The organism is Maridesulfovibrio salinus, assembly GCF_055394525.1.
This window is the reverse complement of sequence record NZ_AP042461.1, coordinates 398,093-413,664: the sequence shown is the minus strand read 5'-3', so window position 1 is coordinate 413,664 and position 15,572 is coordinate 398,093. Positions and strand designations below refer to the sequence as shown.

18 protein-coding genes are annotated in these 15,572 nt (G+C 48.3%); 3 read left to right on the top strand and 15 right to left on the bottom strand.

The window, feature by feature from the left end; all coding sequences use genetic code 11:
- Positions 1-2 precede the first annotated feature (2 nt).
- The 3 genes from ACZ5PW_RS01870 to ACZ5PW_RS01860 all read right to left on the bottom strand — a co-directional run bounded on the left by ACZ5PW_RS01870 (position 3) and on the right by ACZ5PW_RS01860 (position 2,150).
- Positions 3-1,112, bottom strand: coding sequence for an iron ABC transporter substrate-binding protein (locus ACZ5PW_RS01870; protein ID WP_464557516.1), 1,110 nt, complete (start codon positions 1,110-1,112; stop codon positions 3-5).
- Positions 1,113-1,268: 156 nt separating this feature from the next.
- The gene (locus tag ACZ5PW_RS01865; protein WP_464557515.1) at positions 1,269-1,535 is read right to left on the bottom strand and encodes a ribbon-helix-helix domain-containing protein; all 267 of its coding nucleotides are present in this window, start codon (positions 1,533-1,535) and stop codon (positions 1,269-1,271) included.
- A 57-nt stretch (positions 1,536-1,592) separates the two neighbouring features.
- Positions 1,593-2,150 (bottom strand): DJ-1/PfpI family protein, encoded by a 558-nt coding sequence (locus ACZ5PW_RS01860; RefSeq protein ID WP_464557512.1) that lies wholly within the window; start codon positions 2,148-2,150, stop codon positions 1,593-1,595.
- A gap of 232 nt (positions 2,151-2,382) precedes the next feature.
- Between ACZ5PW_RS01860 and ACZ5PW_RS01855 the strand changes: the two genes are divergently transcribed.
- Positions 2,383-3,174: an EF-hand domain-containing protein gene (locus tag ACZ5PW_RS01855; protein ID WP_464557508.1), complete on the top strand. Its 792-nt coding sequence runs from the start codon at positions 2,383-2,385 to the stop codon at positions 3,172-3,174.
- Between the two features lie 91 nt (positions 3,175-3,265).
- Here the strand turns inward: ACZ5PW_RS01855 and ACZ5PW_RS01850 are convergent, their stop codons facing one another.
- The 10 genes from ACZ5PW_RS01850 to ACZ5PW_RS01805 all read right to left on the bottom strand — a co-directional run bounded on the left by ACZ5PW_RS01850 (position 3,266) and on the right by ACZ5PW_RS01805 (position 10,328).
- Positions 3,266-3,775, bottom strand: a complete 510-nt coding sequence (locus ACZ5PW_RS01850) for a ferritin (protein WP_464557504.1) — start codon at positions 3,773-3,775, stop codon at positions 3,266-3,268.
- Between the two features lie 20 nt (positions 3,776-3,795).
- On the bottom strand, positions 3,796-4,809 hold the full coding sequence (cydB, locus tag ACZ5PW_RS01845) for a cytochrome d ubiquinol oxidase subunit II (RefSeq protein WP_464557501.1): 1,014 nt from the start codon (positions 4,807-4,809) through the stop codon (positions 3,796-3,798).
- Between the two features lie 25 nt (positions 4,810-4,834).
- Positions 4,835-6,148, bottom strand: coding sequence for a cytochrome ubiquinol oxidase subunit I (locus ACZ5PW_RS01840; RefSeq protein ID WP_464560469.1), 1,314 nt, complete (start codon positions 6,146-6,148; stop codon positions 4,835-4,837).
- 28 nt (positions 6,149-6,176) lie between these two features.
- The gene (locus tag ACZ5PW_RS01835) at positions 6,177-6,875 is read right to left on the bottom strand and encodes a DVU0298 family protein (RefSeq protein ID WP_464557500.1); all 699 of its coding nucleotides are present in this window, start codon (positions 6,873-6,875) and stop codon (positions 6,177-6,179) included.
- A 217-nt stretch (positions 6,876-7,092) separates the two neighbouring features.
- Positions 7,093-8,298 carry an FprA family A-type flavoprotein gene (locus ACZ5PW_RS01830; protein WP_464557499.1) on the bottom strand — a complete coding sequence of 402 codons (1,206 nt, stop codon included), beginning with the start codon at positions 8,296-8,298 and terminating at the stop codon, positions 7,093-7,095.
- Positions 8,299-8,390: 92 nt separating this feature from the next.
- Positions 8,391-8,549 (bottom strand): rubredoxin, encoded by a 159-nt coding sequence (gene rd / locus ACZ5PW_RS01825; protein ID WP_464557497.1) that lies wholly within the window; start codon positions 8,547-8,549, stop codon positions 8,391-8,393.
- 27 nt (positions 8,550-8,576) lie between these two features.
- The gene (locus ACZ5PW_RS01820) at positions 8,577-8,756 is read right to left on the bottom strand and encodes a rubredoxin (RefSeq protein WP_464557496.1); all 180 of its coding nucleotides are present in this window, start codon (positions 8,754-8,756) and stop codon (positions 8,577-8,579) included.
- Between the two features lie 19 nt (positions 8,757-8,775).
- A complete protein-coding gene (locus ACZ5PW_RS01815; RefSeq protein ID WP_464557495.1) occupies positions 8,776-9,159 on the bottom strand; it encodes a desulfoferrodoxin in 384 nt (127 codons plus the stop codon).
- Between the two features lie 29 nt (positions 9,160-9,188).
- Complete coding sequence (gene rbr, locus ACZ5PW_RS01810; RefSeq protein WP_464557494.1) at positions 9,189-9,764, bottom strand: rubrerythrin; 576 nt, start codon at positions 9,762-9,764, stop codon at positions 9,189-9,191.
- A 174-nt stretch (positions 9,765-9,938) separates the two neighbouring features.
- On the bottom strand, positions 9,939-10,328 hold the full coding sequence (locus tag ACZ5PW_RS01805; RefSeq protein WP_464557493.1) for a Fur family transcriptional regulator: 390 nt from the start codon (positions 10,326-10,328) through the stop codon (positions 9,939-9,941).
- Positions 10,329-10,539: 211 nt separating this feature from the next.
- On the opposite strand from ACZ5PW_RS01805, the gene ACZ5PW_RS01800 reads away from it, so the two are divergent.
- Positions 10,540-11,406: a LytR/AlgR family response regulator transcription factor gene (locus ACZ5PW_RS01800; protein ID WP_464557492.1), complete on the top strand. Its 867-nt coding sequence runs from the start codon at positions 10,540-10,542 to the stop codon at positions 11,404-11,406.
- 156 nt (positions 11,407-11,562) lie between these two features.
- Positions 11,563-13,431, top strand: coding sequence for an acetate--CoA ligase (gene acs, locus ACZ5PW_RS01795; protein ID WP_464557490.1), 1,869 nt, complete (start codon positions 11,563-11,565; stop codon positions 13,429-13,431).
- Between the two features lie 169 nt (positions 13,432-13,600).
- Here acs and ACZ5PW_RS01790 read toward each other — a convergent pair whose 3' ends face one another.
- Complete coding sequence (locus ACZ5PW_RS01790) at positions 13,601-14,278, bottom strand: DUF47 domain-containing protein (protein ID WP_464557489.1); 678 nt, start codon at positions 14,276-14,278, stop codon at positions 13,601-13,603.
- A 19-nt stretch (positions 14,279-14,297) separates the two neighbouring features.
- On the bottom strand, positions 14,298-15,533 hold the full coding sequence (locus ACZ5PW_RS01785; RefSeq protein WP_464557488.1) for an inorganic phosphate transporter: 1,236 nt from the start codon (positions 15,531-15,533) through the stop codon (positions 14,298-14,300).
- Positions 15,534-15,572: the final 39 nt, after the last annotated feature.

Genomic DNA, 15,572 nt, shown 5'->3' with positions numbered 1-15,572 from the left:
TACTACCTCAGACTCAGGCGGTCGAATGCCTTTTCCTTGAAGGCACTGTCCATCACATTGAATACGGGTTTACCGACAAGGAATGAATAAATAACATCAGCCTGCTTTTTGGGGTCAATATCCTTGAAGTGTTCAGGATAAAGGACTTTGCCCACGTAGAAGGCATCGGCAATGATTGAGCCGTAGTTTCGTGAGTACCAGTTATAGGGCAGCACGGTGAATACTTCTCCGTTTTTAACTGCTTTCAGGGACTGGTACGCGGGGTCGGTTATTAGTTCGTAAACAGCTCCGGCTTTTTCTCCAAGCTGACAGGTTGAAATGTCTACAAAAAGTATTTCAGGGTTCCAGGCCACTATCTGCTCTTTGGAGACATTGGCGTGCTGGAGGGGCTTACCTTCCCCGGCTGGAGGACAGGCCACGTTGTTGGCATTAACAAAGCGGAAAGGCGGGTAGGCGGGTTCGGTGGATTGGAAACCGTGCGGACCCTTTTTGGCTATACCGCCCACGTAGCAGCTCTTACGTTCATTTTCAGGTATGTCGGCTGTCCTTCTTTGGAGATCGAGAATCTGTGCTTCCATAAAATCACAGACTTTCTTAGCTCTTTCAGATTTGCCGATAACATCTCCCATCAGCTGCAGAGATTTATAAATGACATCACGTTTAGCCGCCAGACTGGAGTAAGACACACAGATCACCGGAATACCGGTCTTTGCCTGAAGTTCATCAGGATCGTAGCCCATGTCTTTGTATGTTTTGAAGATAACTTGAGGCTGCGGTTCCAGTCCAAGAATCAGTTCCGGGTTGTCGTGTCCCCTGAATTCCCCTATCAGAGGCAGTTTTTTAAACTGCGGATTGGCAATGGCATATGGGCGGGCGTCAAATCTGTTTTTGCGAAGTTCAATTGAGTCCACTCCGACAATCATGTTCTGGCCCTGCAGATAGGTCAGGTAGCGCAGGCATCCGGGACCAGAGCAGATGACCCGGTCCACTTTCTCAGGGATTTCGACCGTGCGTCCTGCCATATCAGTTATAGTTCTGGTTCCGGCAGCCGCGGGTAAAGCCATAAAGATGGTCAAAGCAAGCATTAACAGTTTGACTAAGAGTCTTTTCATATGAACCTCAGGTTTAATTTTATACTTTTTTAGGATGCATATATTGTGTATAAATATAACTTCGAGGTATACATATTTAAAAATCGTGTCAACAATGACTGTAAAAAAGCCCGACGGTTTAAAACCGACGGGCTTATTTGCGTTACGATTTCAGGATCAGGAGGCTTTGTTCACCAGATAGGTTGTGCAGGCCACGCGCAGCAAAGAGGCGAAATTGGATATATCTCCATGCAGGGTGTATGCCTCGGAATGCAGATTGGATATGAACCTGCCAGTAGTGGTTTTTTCCGTTTCAGCGAGTTCGTCAAGAATATTCCAGAATCTGCGCTCAAGGCGAATGCTGGTGACCGCTCCGTTAATCCTTACTGAACGGGTAAACTGTTCATATTCCGGGGGTGGGGTGGAAGAATAAATTTCGCACATGGGAATTCCTCCTCATGTTGATTGCCCCACCTGACCGGATTAATTAAAGCTGGAAGTCTAGCCGATGCGGTCAACAAGCAGGCGCAGCCATTTCGGATGCGCAGGCCAGGCAGGAGCGGTTACAAGATTGCCGTCACAAATTGCATCATCAAGGCCGATTTCGACATACTCACCGCCTGCAAAGCGTACTTCCGGGGAGCAGGCTGGATAAGCGGAAACTTTTTTGCCTTCAAGGATTCCGGCTGCGGCGAGCAGTTGCGGGCCATGGCAGATAGCGGCAATGGGCCGGTCTGAAAAATCTCGCACCATATCGAGAACCTTATCGTTAAGACGCAGGTATTCTGGCGCGCGGCCACCGGGGACCACAAGGGCAGCATAATCCGCGGTATTAACCGTGTCAAAGTCCGCGTTGAGTGTGAAGTTGTGTCCAGGCTTTTCAAGGTAGGTCTGCTGGCCTTCAAAGTCATGTACAGCGGTTGCGACCTGTTCCCCGTCTTTCTTGTCCGGGCATACGGCATCCACTTCAAAGCCCATAGCCTGAAGAGCCTGGAAAGGCACCATTACTTCATAATCTTCGACAAAGTCACCAACAATCATAAGAATTTTCTTAGCCATCAATTTGTCTCCTTGTTTGCTGTTTCGCAGTACAATAATACAATTATCCTCAGCATAGTAGCATTCCTCTACTACAACTTGCGTCCCTGACCCTATCAAAATCGAATAATTTTATGCTCATTAGTTATCTTGATCATTCTTAATAATAGGAATGATATTTGCTGTAATACCGTCATTCGTTTCAATGGGGAATTTTTTACCTTTAACGATAAGCTGTATTTAGGAGATAATCGTGAGCATAACAGAGCTAAGCGGGGGACAGAAGCCACAGAATTATGCTGAATCACTAAGCGATTTTGCAAATATTCCAGAAAAGCAGCAGCAAACTGATTTTGTAGAATCGTTAATGATATCGAAGGATAAGGATTCAGATGGAGTTCTTAGCCTAAAAGAGTCAGGCCTGCGCGCGAAAGAATTTGCCAAGCTTGATTATGATGGTGATGGCCGCATTACTGCTGTGGAGGTTTCTGCTCATTTTGAGCGGAAGGCTAAAATGGGTGAATTGTCAGTCGCCTTAGGAGGAGTGGAAAAATTTTCCGAAAGCGGTGCTGAAAAAGCTGATAGTGAACTGGTCAGTTTCGAGGATAGCGGACTTGATGCTGAAAGTTTCAAGCAGGTTGACCCCGATGGTGATGGCCTGCTTTCCAGAGAGGAGTTCGCCAGTGTTGATCTGACAGAAAATGTTGAAAGTGAAGCGGACTCTTCGGAGGCGTTTTCAGAAGCCTTTGCTGAGTTTAAGAAGAATGCCTTCGGGGCCGGGGATGAGGATAAAAAGGAAGATTTGAATGGAGACGGTGAAGTCTCAGTTGAAGAAAGAAGGATCAGTCGGGAAAATGATGCTGATAAAGAGGAATTGCCAGAAAGCTCTCAAGCTATGTCCGGAAGAAATGAAGCAGTTAGTGAGAATGCGGAATATGAATCCGGAAACAGCTATTCAGCAAGCTATCTGGCCGGAGTCCGAGCGTATCAGAAACAGGCAGGAGAGTCTGATGTTTTAGGCAGTCGTCATATTGCCGAGTTCTGATTGTTAAAAACATTAACTTTCATTTCTTCAACATAAAGCCCCCGGCAGAGAAATCTGCCGGGGGCTTTATGTTGGTTATTTTATTGAGAGTCTATTCAGTTGCAGGCTCAGTAAAAACGCGGGTGCTTAATTCTTTGTCCAGAATAAACATTCCGTTTCCTTCTCCGTTGAGAAGTCTAAGTTTGTTCAGGACTGCATTCACGTTGTCCTCCTCTTCAACCTGCTCGGTAACAAACCACTGCAGGAAGATATTGGTGGCGTGGTCTTTTTCCTGAATTGCAAGATCGACAAGTCCATTGACCAGAGAGGTCACTTTCTGCTCATGTTCAAGCACTGCCTCAATACAGGCCAGGGGGGACTCCCACTCTGTTTGGGGTGCATCGATTGCGGCAAGGATTACACGTCCGCCCCGTTCATTAATGTAATCGTAGAACTTCATGGCGTGGAACTGTTCTTCCTTGGCCTGCACCCGCATCCAGTTGGCAAATCCATCCAGTCCGATGTCGCTGAAATAGGCGGACATGGAAAGGTAAAGGTATGCAGAGTAGAGTTCAGCATTAAGCTGTTCATTCAGGGCTTTTTCAAGAACTTTGTTGGACATTTCAATGATCTCCGTGGGTTTTAGTAGCCCAGATCCTCGTCGGTTATCTTGGTTGCGAATACCTTGTGCATCCAGAACTGGTAACCGATGACGATGGGTACCATGATCAGAGCGACGGTCAGCATAATTTTCAAGGTAAGCTGGCTCGAAGCCGCATTATGAATGGTGATGGAGAAAGCCGGATTGATGCTGGAAGGCAGCAGGGCCGGGAACAGTCCGATCACACCGAACATGGTGATGGAAACGATGAGCAGTGCGGAACATGCCCATGCTTTCCACCATTTGCGGGTAGATATGAGAGTGCGAACCTTGACGATAGCAAAGACCGGAACCAGAATAATGAGCAACAACAGCGGGTTCGCCAGAAAGTTGCCGAGAAGCTGTGTGTATACACCGGTCAGGGCAAGGAAAGCAACAAAAACAGCTACCAGAAGAGGCCAGATAGTCGCTGCCAGTTTACCTGCACGTTCGTTGAGGTCTCCAGTAGTGCGCACAGCCAGCCACAGACATCCATGCTGGGCAAAAAGCAGCACAAAGAGAATTCCGCCAGCGAGACCATAAGGGTTGAGCAGGGTCAGCAGGTTGCCCTGGAATACGCCGTTCTCATCAATGGGGATTCCCATGAAGATATTGGCGAAGGCAACACCGAGAAGCAGTCCGGGCAGGAAGCTGCCGAGCACAGCAAGCTTGTCCCAGAGAGACCGGGCCCAGTCGCTTTCCACCAGTCCACGGAATTCAAAAGCTACTCCGCGAATGATCAGCGATATCAGGAGCAGCATGAGCGCGGTGTAAAGCCCGCTGAACATTACCGCATAAGCCTTTGGAAATGCCGCGAAGGTAACTCCGCCGGCGGTGATAAGCCATACTTCGTTACCGTCCCAGAAAGGGCCCATGGATTTATAAATTGTTTTTCTGTCTTTTTCGTCCTTTGCCAGAAAGGGCATTACGGAACCGAGCCCGAGGTCATACCCGTCGAGCATGAAGTATACGGCCCAGAGCACTCCCCAGAGTATGAACCAAATTGATTCAAGCATCATAATCTCCTTGTCTTACAGGCTCTTAAGAGTTCAAAGGTTCAGGACCCTTGCGGGCAAACTTGGTCAGAAGGTAGATTTCTGCGACGCCCAGCAAGGTGTAAAGGGTGGTCAGGGCGATGAAAGAAAACGCCACCTGTCCTGTCACAATGGGTGAGACCGCATCGGAAGTTCTCATCATGCCATATACAATCCAGGGCTGGCGTCCTACTTCAGCTACGGCCCATCCTGCCCACATTGCGATGTAGGGCAGAGGTATGGATAAGAGCATGATACGCAGATAAAGCTTGTTTTCGGTGAGCTTTTTGCGGTTCATCCATCCCCAGATGCATAACAGCGGGAAGAGGGTTCCGAGTCCTACCATCAGGCGGAAGGAGAGGAATGTCAGTGTTACGGGGGGGCGGTCTTCCTTGGGCCATTCCTTGAGACCTTTGACCGGGGCGTCGAAACTGTTGAAGGCAAGGAAGCTCAAAGCACCGGGAATGCCGAGGAACTCAACCTTGTTGGTCTCATTCTTTTCGTCAGGCATGAGTAAAAGGTACATGGGAGCGCCGTTCTCAGCTGTGTCCCAGAGTGCTTCCATGGCGGCCAGCTTTTCAGGCTGTTTAACGGCAACATCCTGTGCATGGTTGTGGCCCTGGGCAGCAACAAGCACGGAAAAGATAAGAGCGGTAATCATACCCATCTTAAAAGATTTGTTGAAGAACTCAATTTCATTCTTTTTAAGAAGGTGATATGCGCTGATGCCCATTACAAAGAAGCCGGCAACAACAAAGGAACCGAATGAGTTATGGAAAAACTGTCCCCAGGCAAAGGGGTTGGTGATCACTTCTGTGAAGCTTGCCAGTTCGGCGCGGCCGTTACGCATCACATAGCCGACAGGATTCTGCATCCAGCCGTTTGCGAGGATAATCCAGACCGCGGAAATGTTGGATGCAATTGCAACAATCCAGATGGAAGCAGCATGCATTTTGGGTGAGAGCTTTTTCCAGCCGAAAATCCAGGCTGCGAGAAAGGTCGATTCGAGGAAAAAGGCCACTGTTGCTTCTATAGCCAGCAATGAACCGAAAATATCCCCTACATATTCGGAGTAGCGGGACCAGTTGGTTCCGAACTGGAACTCAAGTGTGAGACCGGTTACGACTCCGAGAACAAAGTTGATGACGAACAGCTTTCCCCAGAATTTGGTCATGCGCAGATAAATGTCTTTTTTAGTGCGCACGTACATGGTTTCCATTATGGCAACCAGTATGGAAAGCCCCAGTGTGAGCGGTACGAAAATGAAGTGGAACATCGTTGCCATGGCAAATTGCAGCCTTGACAGCATCAGAACATCCATCATTCCTCTCCTTGTTCAATAGTGTTGATTAATCCCCTGAAATTCTGTCCAGAGCTTCCTGAGCCAGACTTCCCACTGTCACTGATTGCAGCGAACAGTCCTTGTAAATGTCAATAATAGTATCATTATCCACCAAAGCTTCAAGAGTTTTGACGGATTTGGATGATTTTATTCCCCCCAGAGCCCAGCAGGCTGTGCCTGCAATAACAGGGTCCGGGTGCTTCAAAAAACGGATCATGTCATCTTCTGCCTGAGCGGCAGTTTCAGGCCTGTCCTGTGCAAGGCGCGCAACTCCCCATACAGCTCCACGCAGAAGGGTGGTGAACTCAAGATAGTTTTCTGGCCCCTTCTCGTCTTCATGGCTGTAGCTGATGAGAATTCGACCGTATTCATCAGCCATGAGTTTATTGACTGCTGTGATTTCACCCATTGCCTCAGGGACTCCCCAGGCGCATCCACCGGACTCTTCATTAAGCATCCACATGATTCTGCGCATGACTATTCTTGCCTTGGGCGCATCTTCTTCTGTCATCCGTGAGATTACTTTTCCGAAACAGGTGATGGCGTGCCAGCGCACAATAACTTTCGGTGCGCATAAGGCGGCAAAAAGGGGAGATATAAGATTCTGCATGGAAAACTCATCCATCATGCGTTCGAATTCATCTTCCCAGTCATCTGAAGCAAGAACCTGCATTACCTGTCTTTTGATTTGTCGTCCGACTGCCATAAGTCAGCCCTCCCTGATCACTTGAAGCTCAACTTGGATTCATAAAAGAAACTATTATCAGTAATCGAGTAACAACTTCCGATTATTAAACATTGCCGGAACCTTAGCACAACAATATCTAAATTGTGAATTACTTTTCAGTTATTACTATAAATAAATTTCAGGGTGGTAGTGTCTAATGTGGTTTAAGGGCGGGCATCGCCCGCCCTTAAATGGATTATTTTCCGGTTTTTTCTTTAATGGCCGCCGCAATGGAGACACCAAGCTGAAAGCATTCTTTCAGTGTGTCGTGATCTGGACGGTTTTTGGATTTAATTTTAGGCTCGATAATTTCCATATTCATGGCTTCAAGCCATTCGTTGAGAATGTTCACGCACTCACCAGACCAGCCGAAAGAGCCTACAGCTGCACCGATCTTACCCTGGGGGCGAAGGCCCTTGATGTAGGTCAGAGTGTCCGCCATTCCGGGGAGGATACCGTTGTTGTGGGTGGGAGAACCGATGACAACAGCGGCGGCATCGAAAACTTCGCTCATGACATCACTGTGGTGGTTGGCCTTAACGGACATGACTTTAACGGAAATACCTTCTGAAGCAAGTCCGGAAGCAACGGAATTGATCATGCGTTCTGTTGATTTCCACATGGTGTCGTAGAAAAGGACAGCTTTGTTCTTGGGAGTCTGCTTAGCGTATTCTGCGTACTTTTCAAGGGCGAACGCGCAGTCCTCGCCACGGAAAATAAGACCATGGTCAGGGCAGATTGTGTCCAGCTCAAGGTTGAGCCCTGCGAAAGTTTCAAGGGTCTTGAGCACTTTGGGAGCATAAGGGGTGATGATATTCGCAAAGTACTGCTGCATGTAGTCGTCAACCATTTCTTTGCTCATTTCATCAACATAGCGTTCGCTGGAAGCTATGTTCTGGCCGAATGCATCACTGGTGAAGAGTATTTTTTCTTCGGGAACGTAAGTGAACATGTTGTCGGGCCAGTGCAGCATTCTGGTTTCGTAGAAACGCAGGGTGCGCTTGCCGATTGAAACTTCTTCTCCGGGCTTGATGATGTGCAGGGGCCAATCTGCGCAGTCAAAGAAAGTTTTTATTGCCTTGCCGCCCATGGGAGAGACAAAGATTTTTTCGGGTTTGCAGAGGGCAACCATTTTATCCAGGCAGCCCGCATGGTCAGGCTCAAGGTGGTTGACTACGATGTAATCGATTTCTTCGGGGTTGGTGAGGTGTGACAGAGCGCAGACAAGCTGGCTTTCGAAACCGCTGGAAACGGTGTCAATCAGTACTTTTTTCTCGTCTTCAATATAAAAGGAATTGTAGGTGGTGCCTTTGGCGGAAAGGGCGTAGCCATGGAAGTTACGGCAGTTCCAGTCCACAACGCCAAGCCAGTGCACTCCTTCTTTTATTTCAACAGGTCTCATTTTGATGCATCCAGTTTTATTTGTGTTTTAAGGGCACGAAAGCCGGGGCTTAACCCGGCTTTCGTTATTATCATGTTGAGATTTCCGAGTTATTATTCTTCAGGCTCGAAATCTTCTTTTCCTGCTCCGCAGACCGGGCATTCCCAATCATCAGGCAGATCTTCAAATTTGGTGCCGGGAGCGATGCCTCCATCGGGATCGCCTTCAGCGGGATCGTAAACCCAACCGCAAAGTGTGCATACGTATTTCATTTTTCAATTCTCCATTCAAGTATTGGTTCAGCCTAATGGCTTGAAAGCCTTCTTACTGGCTCCGCAGACCGGGCATTTCCATTCTTCAGGAAGATCCTCGAAGGCCGTGCCTTTGGGGATCTTGCCTTTGCGATCGCCCTTGTCCGGGTTGTAAATGCACCCGCAGTTGTTAATCTGGCATTGGTACATATCTTTCGGTTCAGCCATGTGGTCTTCCAGCTGTTTCTTAAGCCTTCCAGAGGCCGTGCAGGTTACAGTAAGCGCGGGCAGTCACAGGCTCATCGCCGAACTGGCAACCGCAGAAATCTGCTTCGGGTGCTTCACCGGGATTGAGCTGCTTGAAGTAACGGTTGTTACCGGAAACAAGTTCAATCCATTCGATCCAGTGTTTTTCTTCCATGGGGTGAGCAACGTCACCGACTTTGACTTTGTAGCCGCCTTCGATCTTTTCGATGACGGGAACATGTTTTTCCTTGGCAGCGTCAACGGTGTTTTCAGTCATGAGTTTCATAGGACTTCCACAGCAGACAAGTTCTCCCTCACCGCCATGAACAACCATGGTGATATTACCACAAGCGTCGCATTTATAGACTTCGTACAGTTCAGCCATTTTACCCTCCAAAAGGATTTAGGGTTTTACTACCAGTTTTCACATACCAGTTGAAAATGAGCCTGTGCGTGTGCGCAGGCGGGACACTTCTCAGGAGCTGTGGCACCTGCGTGAGTGTAACCACAGTTCTGACACTGCCATATCACAGTTGTGTCCTTTTTGAAAACCTTTCCGTCTTCAATGTTTTTAGCAAGAGCAAGGTAGCGTTTCTCATGAAATTCTTCTGCAACAGCGATTGCCCTGAAAATAGCAGCAATACTTTTGAAACCTTCTTCTTCAGCCACTTTAGCGAAATCAGGGTACATTTCTTCCCATTCATGTCTTTCGCCGCCGGCTGCTTCCTTGAGGTTTTCAACGGTGGTTCCGATGACTCCGGCTGGGAAGGAGGCGGAAACTTCGACTTCTCCGCCTTCAAGAAGCTTAAAAAGTCTTTTGGCGTGTTCTTTTTCTTGGTTGGCGGTTTCCTCGAAAATCTTGGAAACCTGAACAAAGCCTTCTTTTTTTGCCTGGGAGGCAAAGTAGGTGTAGCGGTTGCGTGCCTGGGATTCCCCGGCAAATGCAGTCAGAATGTTTTTTTCAGTTTGAGTGCCTTTGAGTGAGGGCATTTGGGAAACTCCTTAAATAACGATAAATGTAGTTTAGATTAAGATCTATTTTTCAGAAAGTAATAGTGCAACATTAACAGCAAACAGTGTCAATGTCAGTCTATTTTATTAAAAATAATCCTATTATTAGTTAAGAACTATCTCAACTAACAGGATTTATGGAGTCCTTGAGGCTTAATGGCTGGCTGAACAGCAGTCAGGGCAGAGTCCGAAGTATTCTATTGAACACCCTTTTACCTCGTACCCTCTAGCTTGGTGTCCATCCAGAGGTGGGGCTTCTATATGCTGTTTGACATCGTCCACCTTCCCGCACTGCATGCAGCGGATATGGGGATGAGGGGTGGCTGTTCCGTCAAATCTGTTCTTGCCGCCTGTCTCAATCTTGAGAATCATGCCGTTGGCTGCAAGCAATTCAAGGTTGCGGTAGACAGTGCCAAGGCTGATGTTGGATATGCGTTTACGCACCAGTTCGTAAAGTTCATCTGCCGTTGGGTGGCAGGTTAGTCCTCTGAGCTCCTCTAAAATGAGCTCCCTCTGCTTGGATCTTCTTTGTCCTACTTTCATAATAATGACCTCTTAAGCCACTAGTAGTAATAATTCTTGTTTGTGTCAAGCCTGTTTGAATTCGTTGACGCATAATTCTGGCAATTCCTTATTCAAAATTCTTTCTTTTTAGAAGTATATTATTTTGCTATGAAACGCTGACCTGTCCTTGCGAATCAATAAGATTCAAGCTATCACTGAAATAATTAGATTAATTAACTTGGGAGAAGCCTTGCCCAGTTTGAAAGCACTTATACTTCATACGGAATCCGGGGTCCGGTCTGCCATCCGCGAAAGTCTGAGCGGATCTAAAGTCGTGCGCATTCTGGGGGAGACTGTCAGAGCCGATGAGGCCCTTGAGCTGCACAAGGCGGTTGGCTACGGGATAATATTTTTAGGACTTGATCTTGAGGAAAAGGGCAGCGGGATCGAATTGGCACAGTCTCTGGGGGCTAGCAAGCACAAACCGGGTTTGATCTTTATTGCTGAAGACGAGACAGAGGCTTATCAGGCTTTTGAGCTTGGAGCAGTTGACTATCTCATCTGGCCGCCTGATGAAGATCGAATGGCTAAGACTCTGGAGCGTATTGCACGTTTCAAAAGTCACTTCAGGGAAATCCCCGAACCTTCAGACTGGAAGGAGTCCGGTTCGGGAGTCGAGACCGGGGAGGAAACTCTTCAGCTTGCACTTGAAGAAGACGAGCAGGACCGTTTTCTTTCGGCCCTTAAAAATGCATGGGATTTTTCGCAGGCGCGTCAGCCCGAGATCGAAAAGCTTCCTGTCAATCAGGATGGGCGAATGATACTCATCCCGTATACCCAGATTATTTTTGTGGAAGCTTACGAAGACTACTCTTATGTGCATACGGCCAATCAGAAATTTCTCACTTCCCACAGGTTGAAGAATCTGGAAGAACGGCTGGAACCGCACCGTTTCTTCCGTGTTCACCGCAAGTATCTGGTCAACCTTGAAATGGTTACGGAGATAGCAAGTCTTCCGGGAAGTAATTTCATGTTGAGGACCGCCGGACGGACCCGCATTGAGCTGCCTATCAGCAGGAGACGGATCGGTAAACTCAAACAGATTCTGGGGATGTGATCATGCCGCTTACCGATACCATCTCGCCGTCTGCCGATAATGGGGTGCACAGTAAGGCTCTGGGAGTTAATTTTCAGTATGGAAAGTCCGTCAATCCGATGGTCTGTTTAAATAGATTAGAGGTTAGCTTGGTCGATTCAACTACCGGAGGGCGCCGTGGATCATAAAGAAACACTGGACAGCCTGTTGCATGAAGAAAGAGTTTTTCGCCCGCTTCCGCAGATGATGATTGATGCTGGCGTGAATCCACAGGATTTACGCGCTGCGCGGGAACTGGCGGACATCGATCTTTGCGCCTACTGGGAGGAAGCGGCCGAGGAGCTGGACTGGTTCACCAAATGGGAGAAGGTCTGTGATGCCTCTGAAGCGCCGGATTTCAAATGGTTTACCGGTGCCCGCTGTAACATTGTCTACAATGCCCTTGACCGGCATATTGAGACCGTAAACAAGAACCGTCTGGCACTAATCTGGGAAGGAGAGGCCGGAGATTCCCGTCAGTTCACATACTATGAGCTCTACCGGGCTGTTAACCGTTTTGCTAATGGGCTCAAAAGGCTCGGAGTCACCAAAGGTGACCGGGTAGTCCTTTACATGCCCCAGCTACCGGAAACAGTAATATCCATGCTGGCCTGCGCCCGAATCGGTGCTGTCCATTCACTCGTTTTTTCAGGATTTTCTGCTCGTTTACTGCGCGATCGCCTATGTGAAATCAAACCTAAAGTTGTAGTTACTGCCGATGGTTTTTATAGAAACGGACAGGTCCTGCGGCTTAAGGAAGAAGTTGACCGGGCCCTACTCGGCACTCCTGAGGGAGTACCGGAGTCAGTTGTAGTTGTTCACCGCGCCAATGTAGATGTGAACATGGATTCCGCCCGCGATTACTGGTATGCCGATCTCGTCCGCCACGAACGTCCCCATGCACCTGCTGAGATTATGGCTTCCGGGGACCCTTTATTTATCCTTCATACCTCCGGTACAAGCGGAAAGCCCAAGGGGATGATCCATTCCCATGGCGGATATATGGTCGGGGTGCATCGTACATTCAAATGGGTTTTTGATCTAAAGCCTACCGATATTTTCTGGTGTTCCGCTGATCCGGGCTGGATAACCGGACACAGCTACCTTGTATACGGCCCCCTCTTGGCAGGGACAACAACGGTCATGTACGAAGGTCACTCCCTTTATCCTCAGGCAGACCGCGTCTGGAATATTATTTCAAAGTACGGGGTTACCATTTTTTATACCTCGCCCACCCAGATCAGGACCCTGATGCGGTTCGGGCACGGATACCCTGAGCAGCATGATCTTTCCACCCTGAGGATTCTGGGGGCTGTAGGGGAACCCTTCAATCCGGAAGCATGGCTCTGGATGTATGAAAACATAGGCAAAGGGCAGTGCCCTGTGCTTGATACATGGTGGCAGACTGAAACAGGGATGATCATGATCAGTCCCATGCCTGTGTCGGTTCTTAAGCCCGGTTCTGTGACCCGCCCGCTACCCGGAATTGATGCTGATATTGTAGACAGTGAAGGCAACCCTGTTCCTGAAGGAAAGGGGGGCTTTCTGGTTATCAGAAAACCCTGGCCCGCCATGTTCAGTGGAGTTCTGGGAGACCGGGAAGAAGTCATGGCTCAATACTGGAAGCGGATTCCGGGTGTATTCTTTGCCGGGGATGTGGCCCGCAAGGATGAGGATGGATATTTCTGGATTCAGGGCCGTGCGGACGATGTTTTGAATATTTCCGGACACAGGATAGGCACTGCTGAAGTTGAAAGTGCTTTGACAAGCCATCCGAGTGTTGCCGAGGCTGTGGTGACCGGAGTTCCTGACAAGATAAAGGGCCAGGTTGCCAAAGGATATGTTACACTGAATCTCGGGGTGGATAAAACGGACGATCTGCACCATGAATTGAAAGAACACATCCGGCGTGAGCTTGGCCCCATCGTGATCATCAGGGCCATTGAGTTCTGTGATGAACTGCCCAAGACTTCCAGTGGCAAGATTCAGAGAAATGCGTTGGACTGAGTGGCAGGAAACTGAATTGTAAAGGAATTATTTTTTCGGTTATTCTGCTAAATTCAGTCACTATGGATTGTTTTTATGGTGGCTCCCCTTTTTTTGAATTAATTAAAAATCCCCTTTCAGCCAAACTACCGGCTGAAAGGGGATTTTTATTAATCTGTATTTGAGGTCTCTAGCGGGCAATCATGGCGCGCAGAATGTCAGCACATGTTTCAGCCTGATGGGCCATTTCATTGAGGCAGTCAACAAAATGGGTGAGCTGATAAATGTCCTTGAAGTCCATATCTGAATTATAAATGTCGCTTATGAGGGTCTTGCGCAGTTCAACTGTGCGGGCATAGTGCTTGCGGACCTTGCGGAACTTGTTTTTGGTTCCTTCCCTGTCAATGGACTTTCCATCAATGAGTCCAATAGTGGCCTTGAGGGCCGGACCAAGACTTGTCGTAGTATCATTGACCTCGGAAAGCAGAAGAATCAGGTCTTTCTGGTATTCAGCAGGAATGGCTACTTTGCGCATTGCCAGCCAGTGCAGTGCTTCCTGTGCATTATCAAGCACGTTGTCCTGACTGCGGGTGTAGTTGAAAAACAGAACCTTATCCACAGACATGAACATGGAGTGGGGAAGGTGGTTGCGGATGGAGCGTTTGATTTTGTCCGCCTGAGCTTCAACCGTGTCGATCTGCTCAATTAGTTCATCAAATTCGCGGCAGGTGTCGTTTCCGGCCACATAGCATTCAACAGAATCATTGATGACGTGAATGCATTCCGCGATTTTATTATAATGTTTTACCAGCCCGTCCATGGGATTCTTGTTGACGATAAGCCCTAAGAAAGGAAGACGAAAGTGCATATTGTTCTCCTTGATTTATCTAAATTAGCGCCCATTTTAAGAGGCTGAAAATTGTAATACTGGTTATGGCTGCAATAGGTACAGTCAGTACCCAGTAGAGCACGATTCTTCCGAGAATTTTAAAGTTAACGGCTGAGAAACCTCGTGCAAGACCTACCCCTACCACAGCACCAACTGCAGCATGAGTGGAAGAAACAGGAAGACCCAGATTGGACGCGGTGAGTACAGTGGAAGCAGCACCGAAGTCAACCGCAAACCCGCGGGTATTCGTCAGCACTGTTATTTTTTTACCCACAGTCCCCATAACCTTGTGTCCCATGAGTGCGATACCGATGGCGATTCCGAATCCACCCATTACCAACAGTCCTATCGGAACATCCGCCTGAGCGAGCAGCACATGTTCTTTGGAAATGAGGTATATCGCTGCAACCGGTCCGATGGCGTTAGCAACATCGTTGGCTCCTTGGGAAAGTGCTACATAACAGGATGTACCAACCTGCAGTTTGCGGAAGGTGGACTCAACAGCTTCCGCTCCTTCTTCAGGGTCTCCTACAAGCCTGTTCACAGCCATACGTCCGCCAAACCAGACGGCCCCTGCAATCGAGAAAGCCAGAGCCAGCGAGCCCATGAAAGGCAGGTTCAGGCTTTTGCCTACAGGAGTCTTATATAGGAATGATAGAGCAATGAGCAAAACAGTCAAGCCCATCCATATAGGAGCCCATTTTTTTGCCTGATGAATAAAATCCTTTTTAAAGAGAATCGTTTTTCGAATGTGGGTAAAAATAGCAAATGCTATTGTCGCTGCAAAAAAAGGTGAGATGATCCAAGACATTACAATACCGACCATTTTCAGCCAGTTTACAACGTCCGGGCCTCCTGCAACCAGTCCAAATCCGAGAATACTGCCAACAATGGAGTGCGTGGAAGATACCGGTAGGGCCGTTATCGTGGATACCAGCACCCATAGACCTGCTGCCAGCAAAGCCGAGAACATCCCGACCATGATGAGTTTCGGGTCGGCGATAGCTGCCGGATTGATAATACCCTTGCTTACGGTTGCGGTTACGTGAGAACCGAGGAAGACCGCTCCCACAAAGTTGAGTGTTCCTGCAATGAGCACGGCCTGCCTGATGGTGATGGCCTTGGCGCCGACAGCGGAGGCCATGGAGTTGGCCACGTCGTTTGCGCCCAGGTTGAACGCCATCATGAACCCTGCAAACAGGGACATGTAGAAAAACAGATCATAAATATCCATAAGAGATTATCCCCTTGTTAAGAATCAAGTATGATTCAA

Coding starts and splice junctions, on each gene's coding strand:
- ACZ5PW_RS01785 (WP_464557488.1), bottom strand. CDS start 15,533: ATGGATATTTATGATCTGTTTTTCTACATGTCCCTGTTTGCAGGGTTC.
- ACZ5PW_RS01865 (WP_464557515.1), bottom strand. CDS start 1,535: ATGTGCGAAATTTATTCTTCCACCCCACCCCCGGAATATGAACAGTTT.
- ACZ5PW_RS01860 (WP_464557512.1), bottom strand. CDS start 2,150: ATGGCTAAGAAAATTCTTATGATTGTTGGTGACTTTGTCGAAGATTAT.
- ACZ5PW_RS01815 (WP_464557495.1), bottom strand. CDS start 9,159: ATGGCTGAACTGTACGAAGTCTATAAATGCGACGCTTGTGGTAATATC.
- ACZ5PW_RS01805 (WP_464557493.1), bottom strand. CDS start 10,328: ATGAAAGTAGGACAAAGAAGATCCAAGCAGAGGGAGCTCATTTTAGAG.
- rbr (WP_464557494.1), bottom strand. CDS start 9,764: ATGCCCTCACTCAAAGGCACTCAAACTGAAAAAAACATTCTGACTGCA.
- ACZ5PW_RS01790 (WP_464557489.1), bottom strand. CDS start 14,278: ATGCACTTTCGTCTTCCTTTCTTAGGGCTTATCGTCAACAAGAATCCC.
- ACZ5PW_RS01850 (WP_464557504.1), bottom strand. CDS start 3,775: ATGTCCAACAAAGTTCTTGAAAAAGCCCTGAATGAACAGCTTAATGCT.
- rd (WP_464557497.1), bottom strand. CDS start 8,549: ATGAAATACGTATGCACACTTTGCGGTTGGGTTTACGATCCCGCTGAA.
- ACZ5PW_RS01820 (WP_464557496.1), bottom strand. CDS start 8,756: ATGGCTGAACCGAAAGATATGTACCAATGCCAGATTAACAACTGCGGG.
- cydB (WP_464557501.1), bottom strand. CDS start 4,809: ATGCTTGAATCAATTTGGTTCATACTCTGGGGAGTGCTCTGGGCCGTA.
- ACZ5PW_RS01835 (WP_464557500.1), bottom strand. CDS start 6,875: ATGGCAGTCGGACGACAAATCAAAAGACAGGTAATGCAGGTTCTTGCT.
- ACZ5PW_RS01870 (WP_464557516.1), bottom strand. CDS start 1,112: ATGAAAAGACTCTTAGTCAAACTGTTAATGCTTGCTTTGACCATCTTT.
- ACZ5PW_RS01830 (WP_464557499.1), bottom strand. CDS start 8,298: ATGAGACCTGTTGAAATAAAAGAAGGAGTGCACTGGCTTGGCGTTGTG.
- ACZ5PW_RS01840 (WP_464560469.1), bottom strand. CDS start 6,148: ATGGATGTTCTGATGCTGTCAAGGCTGCAATTTGCCATGGCAACGATG.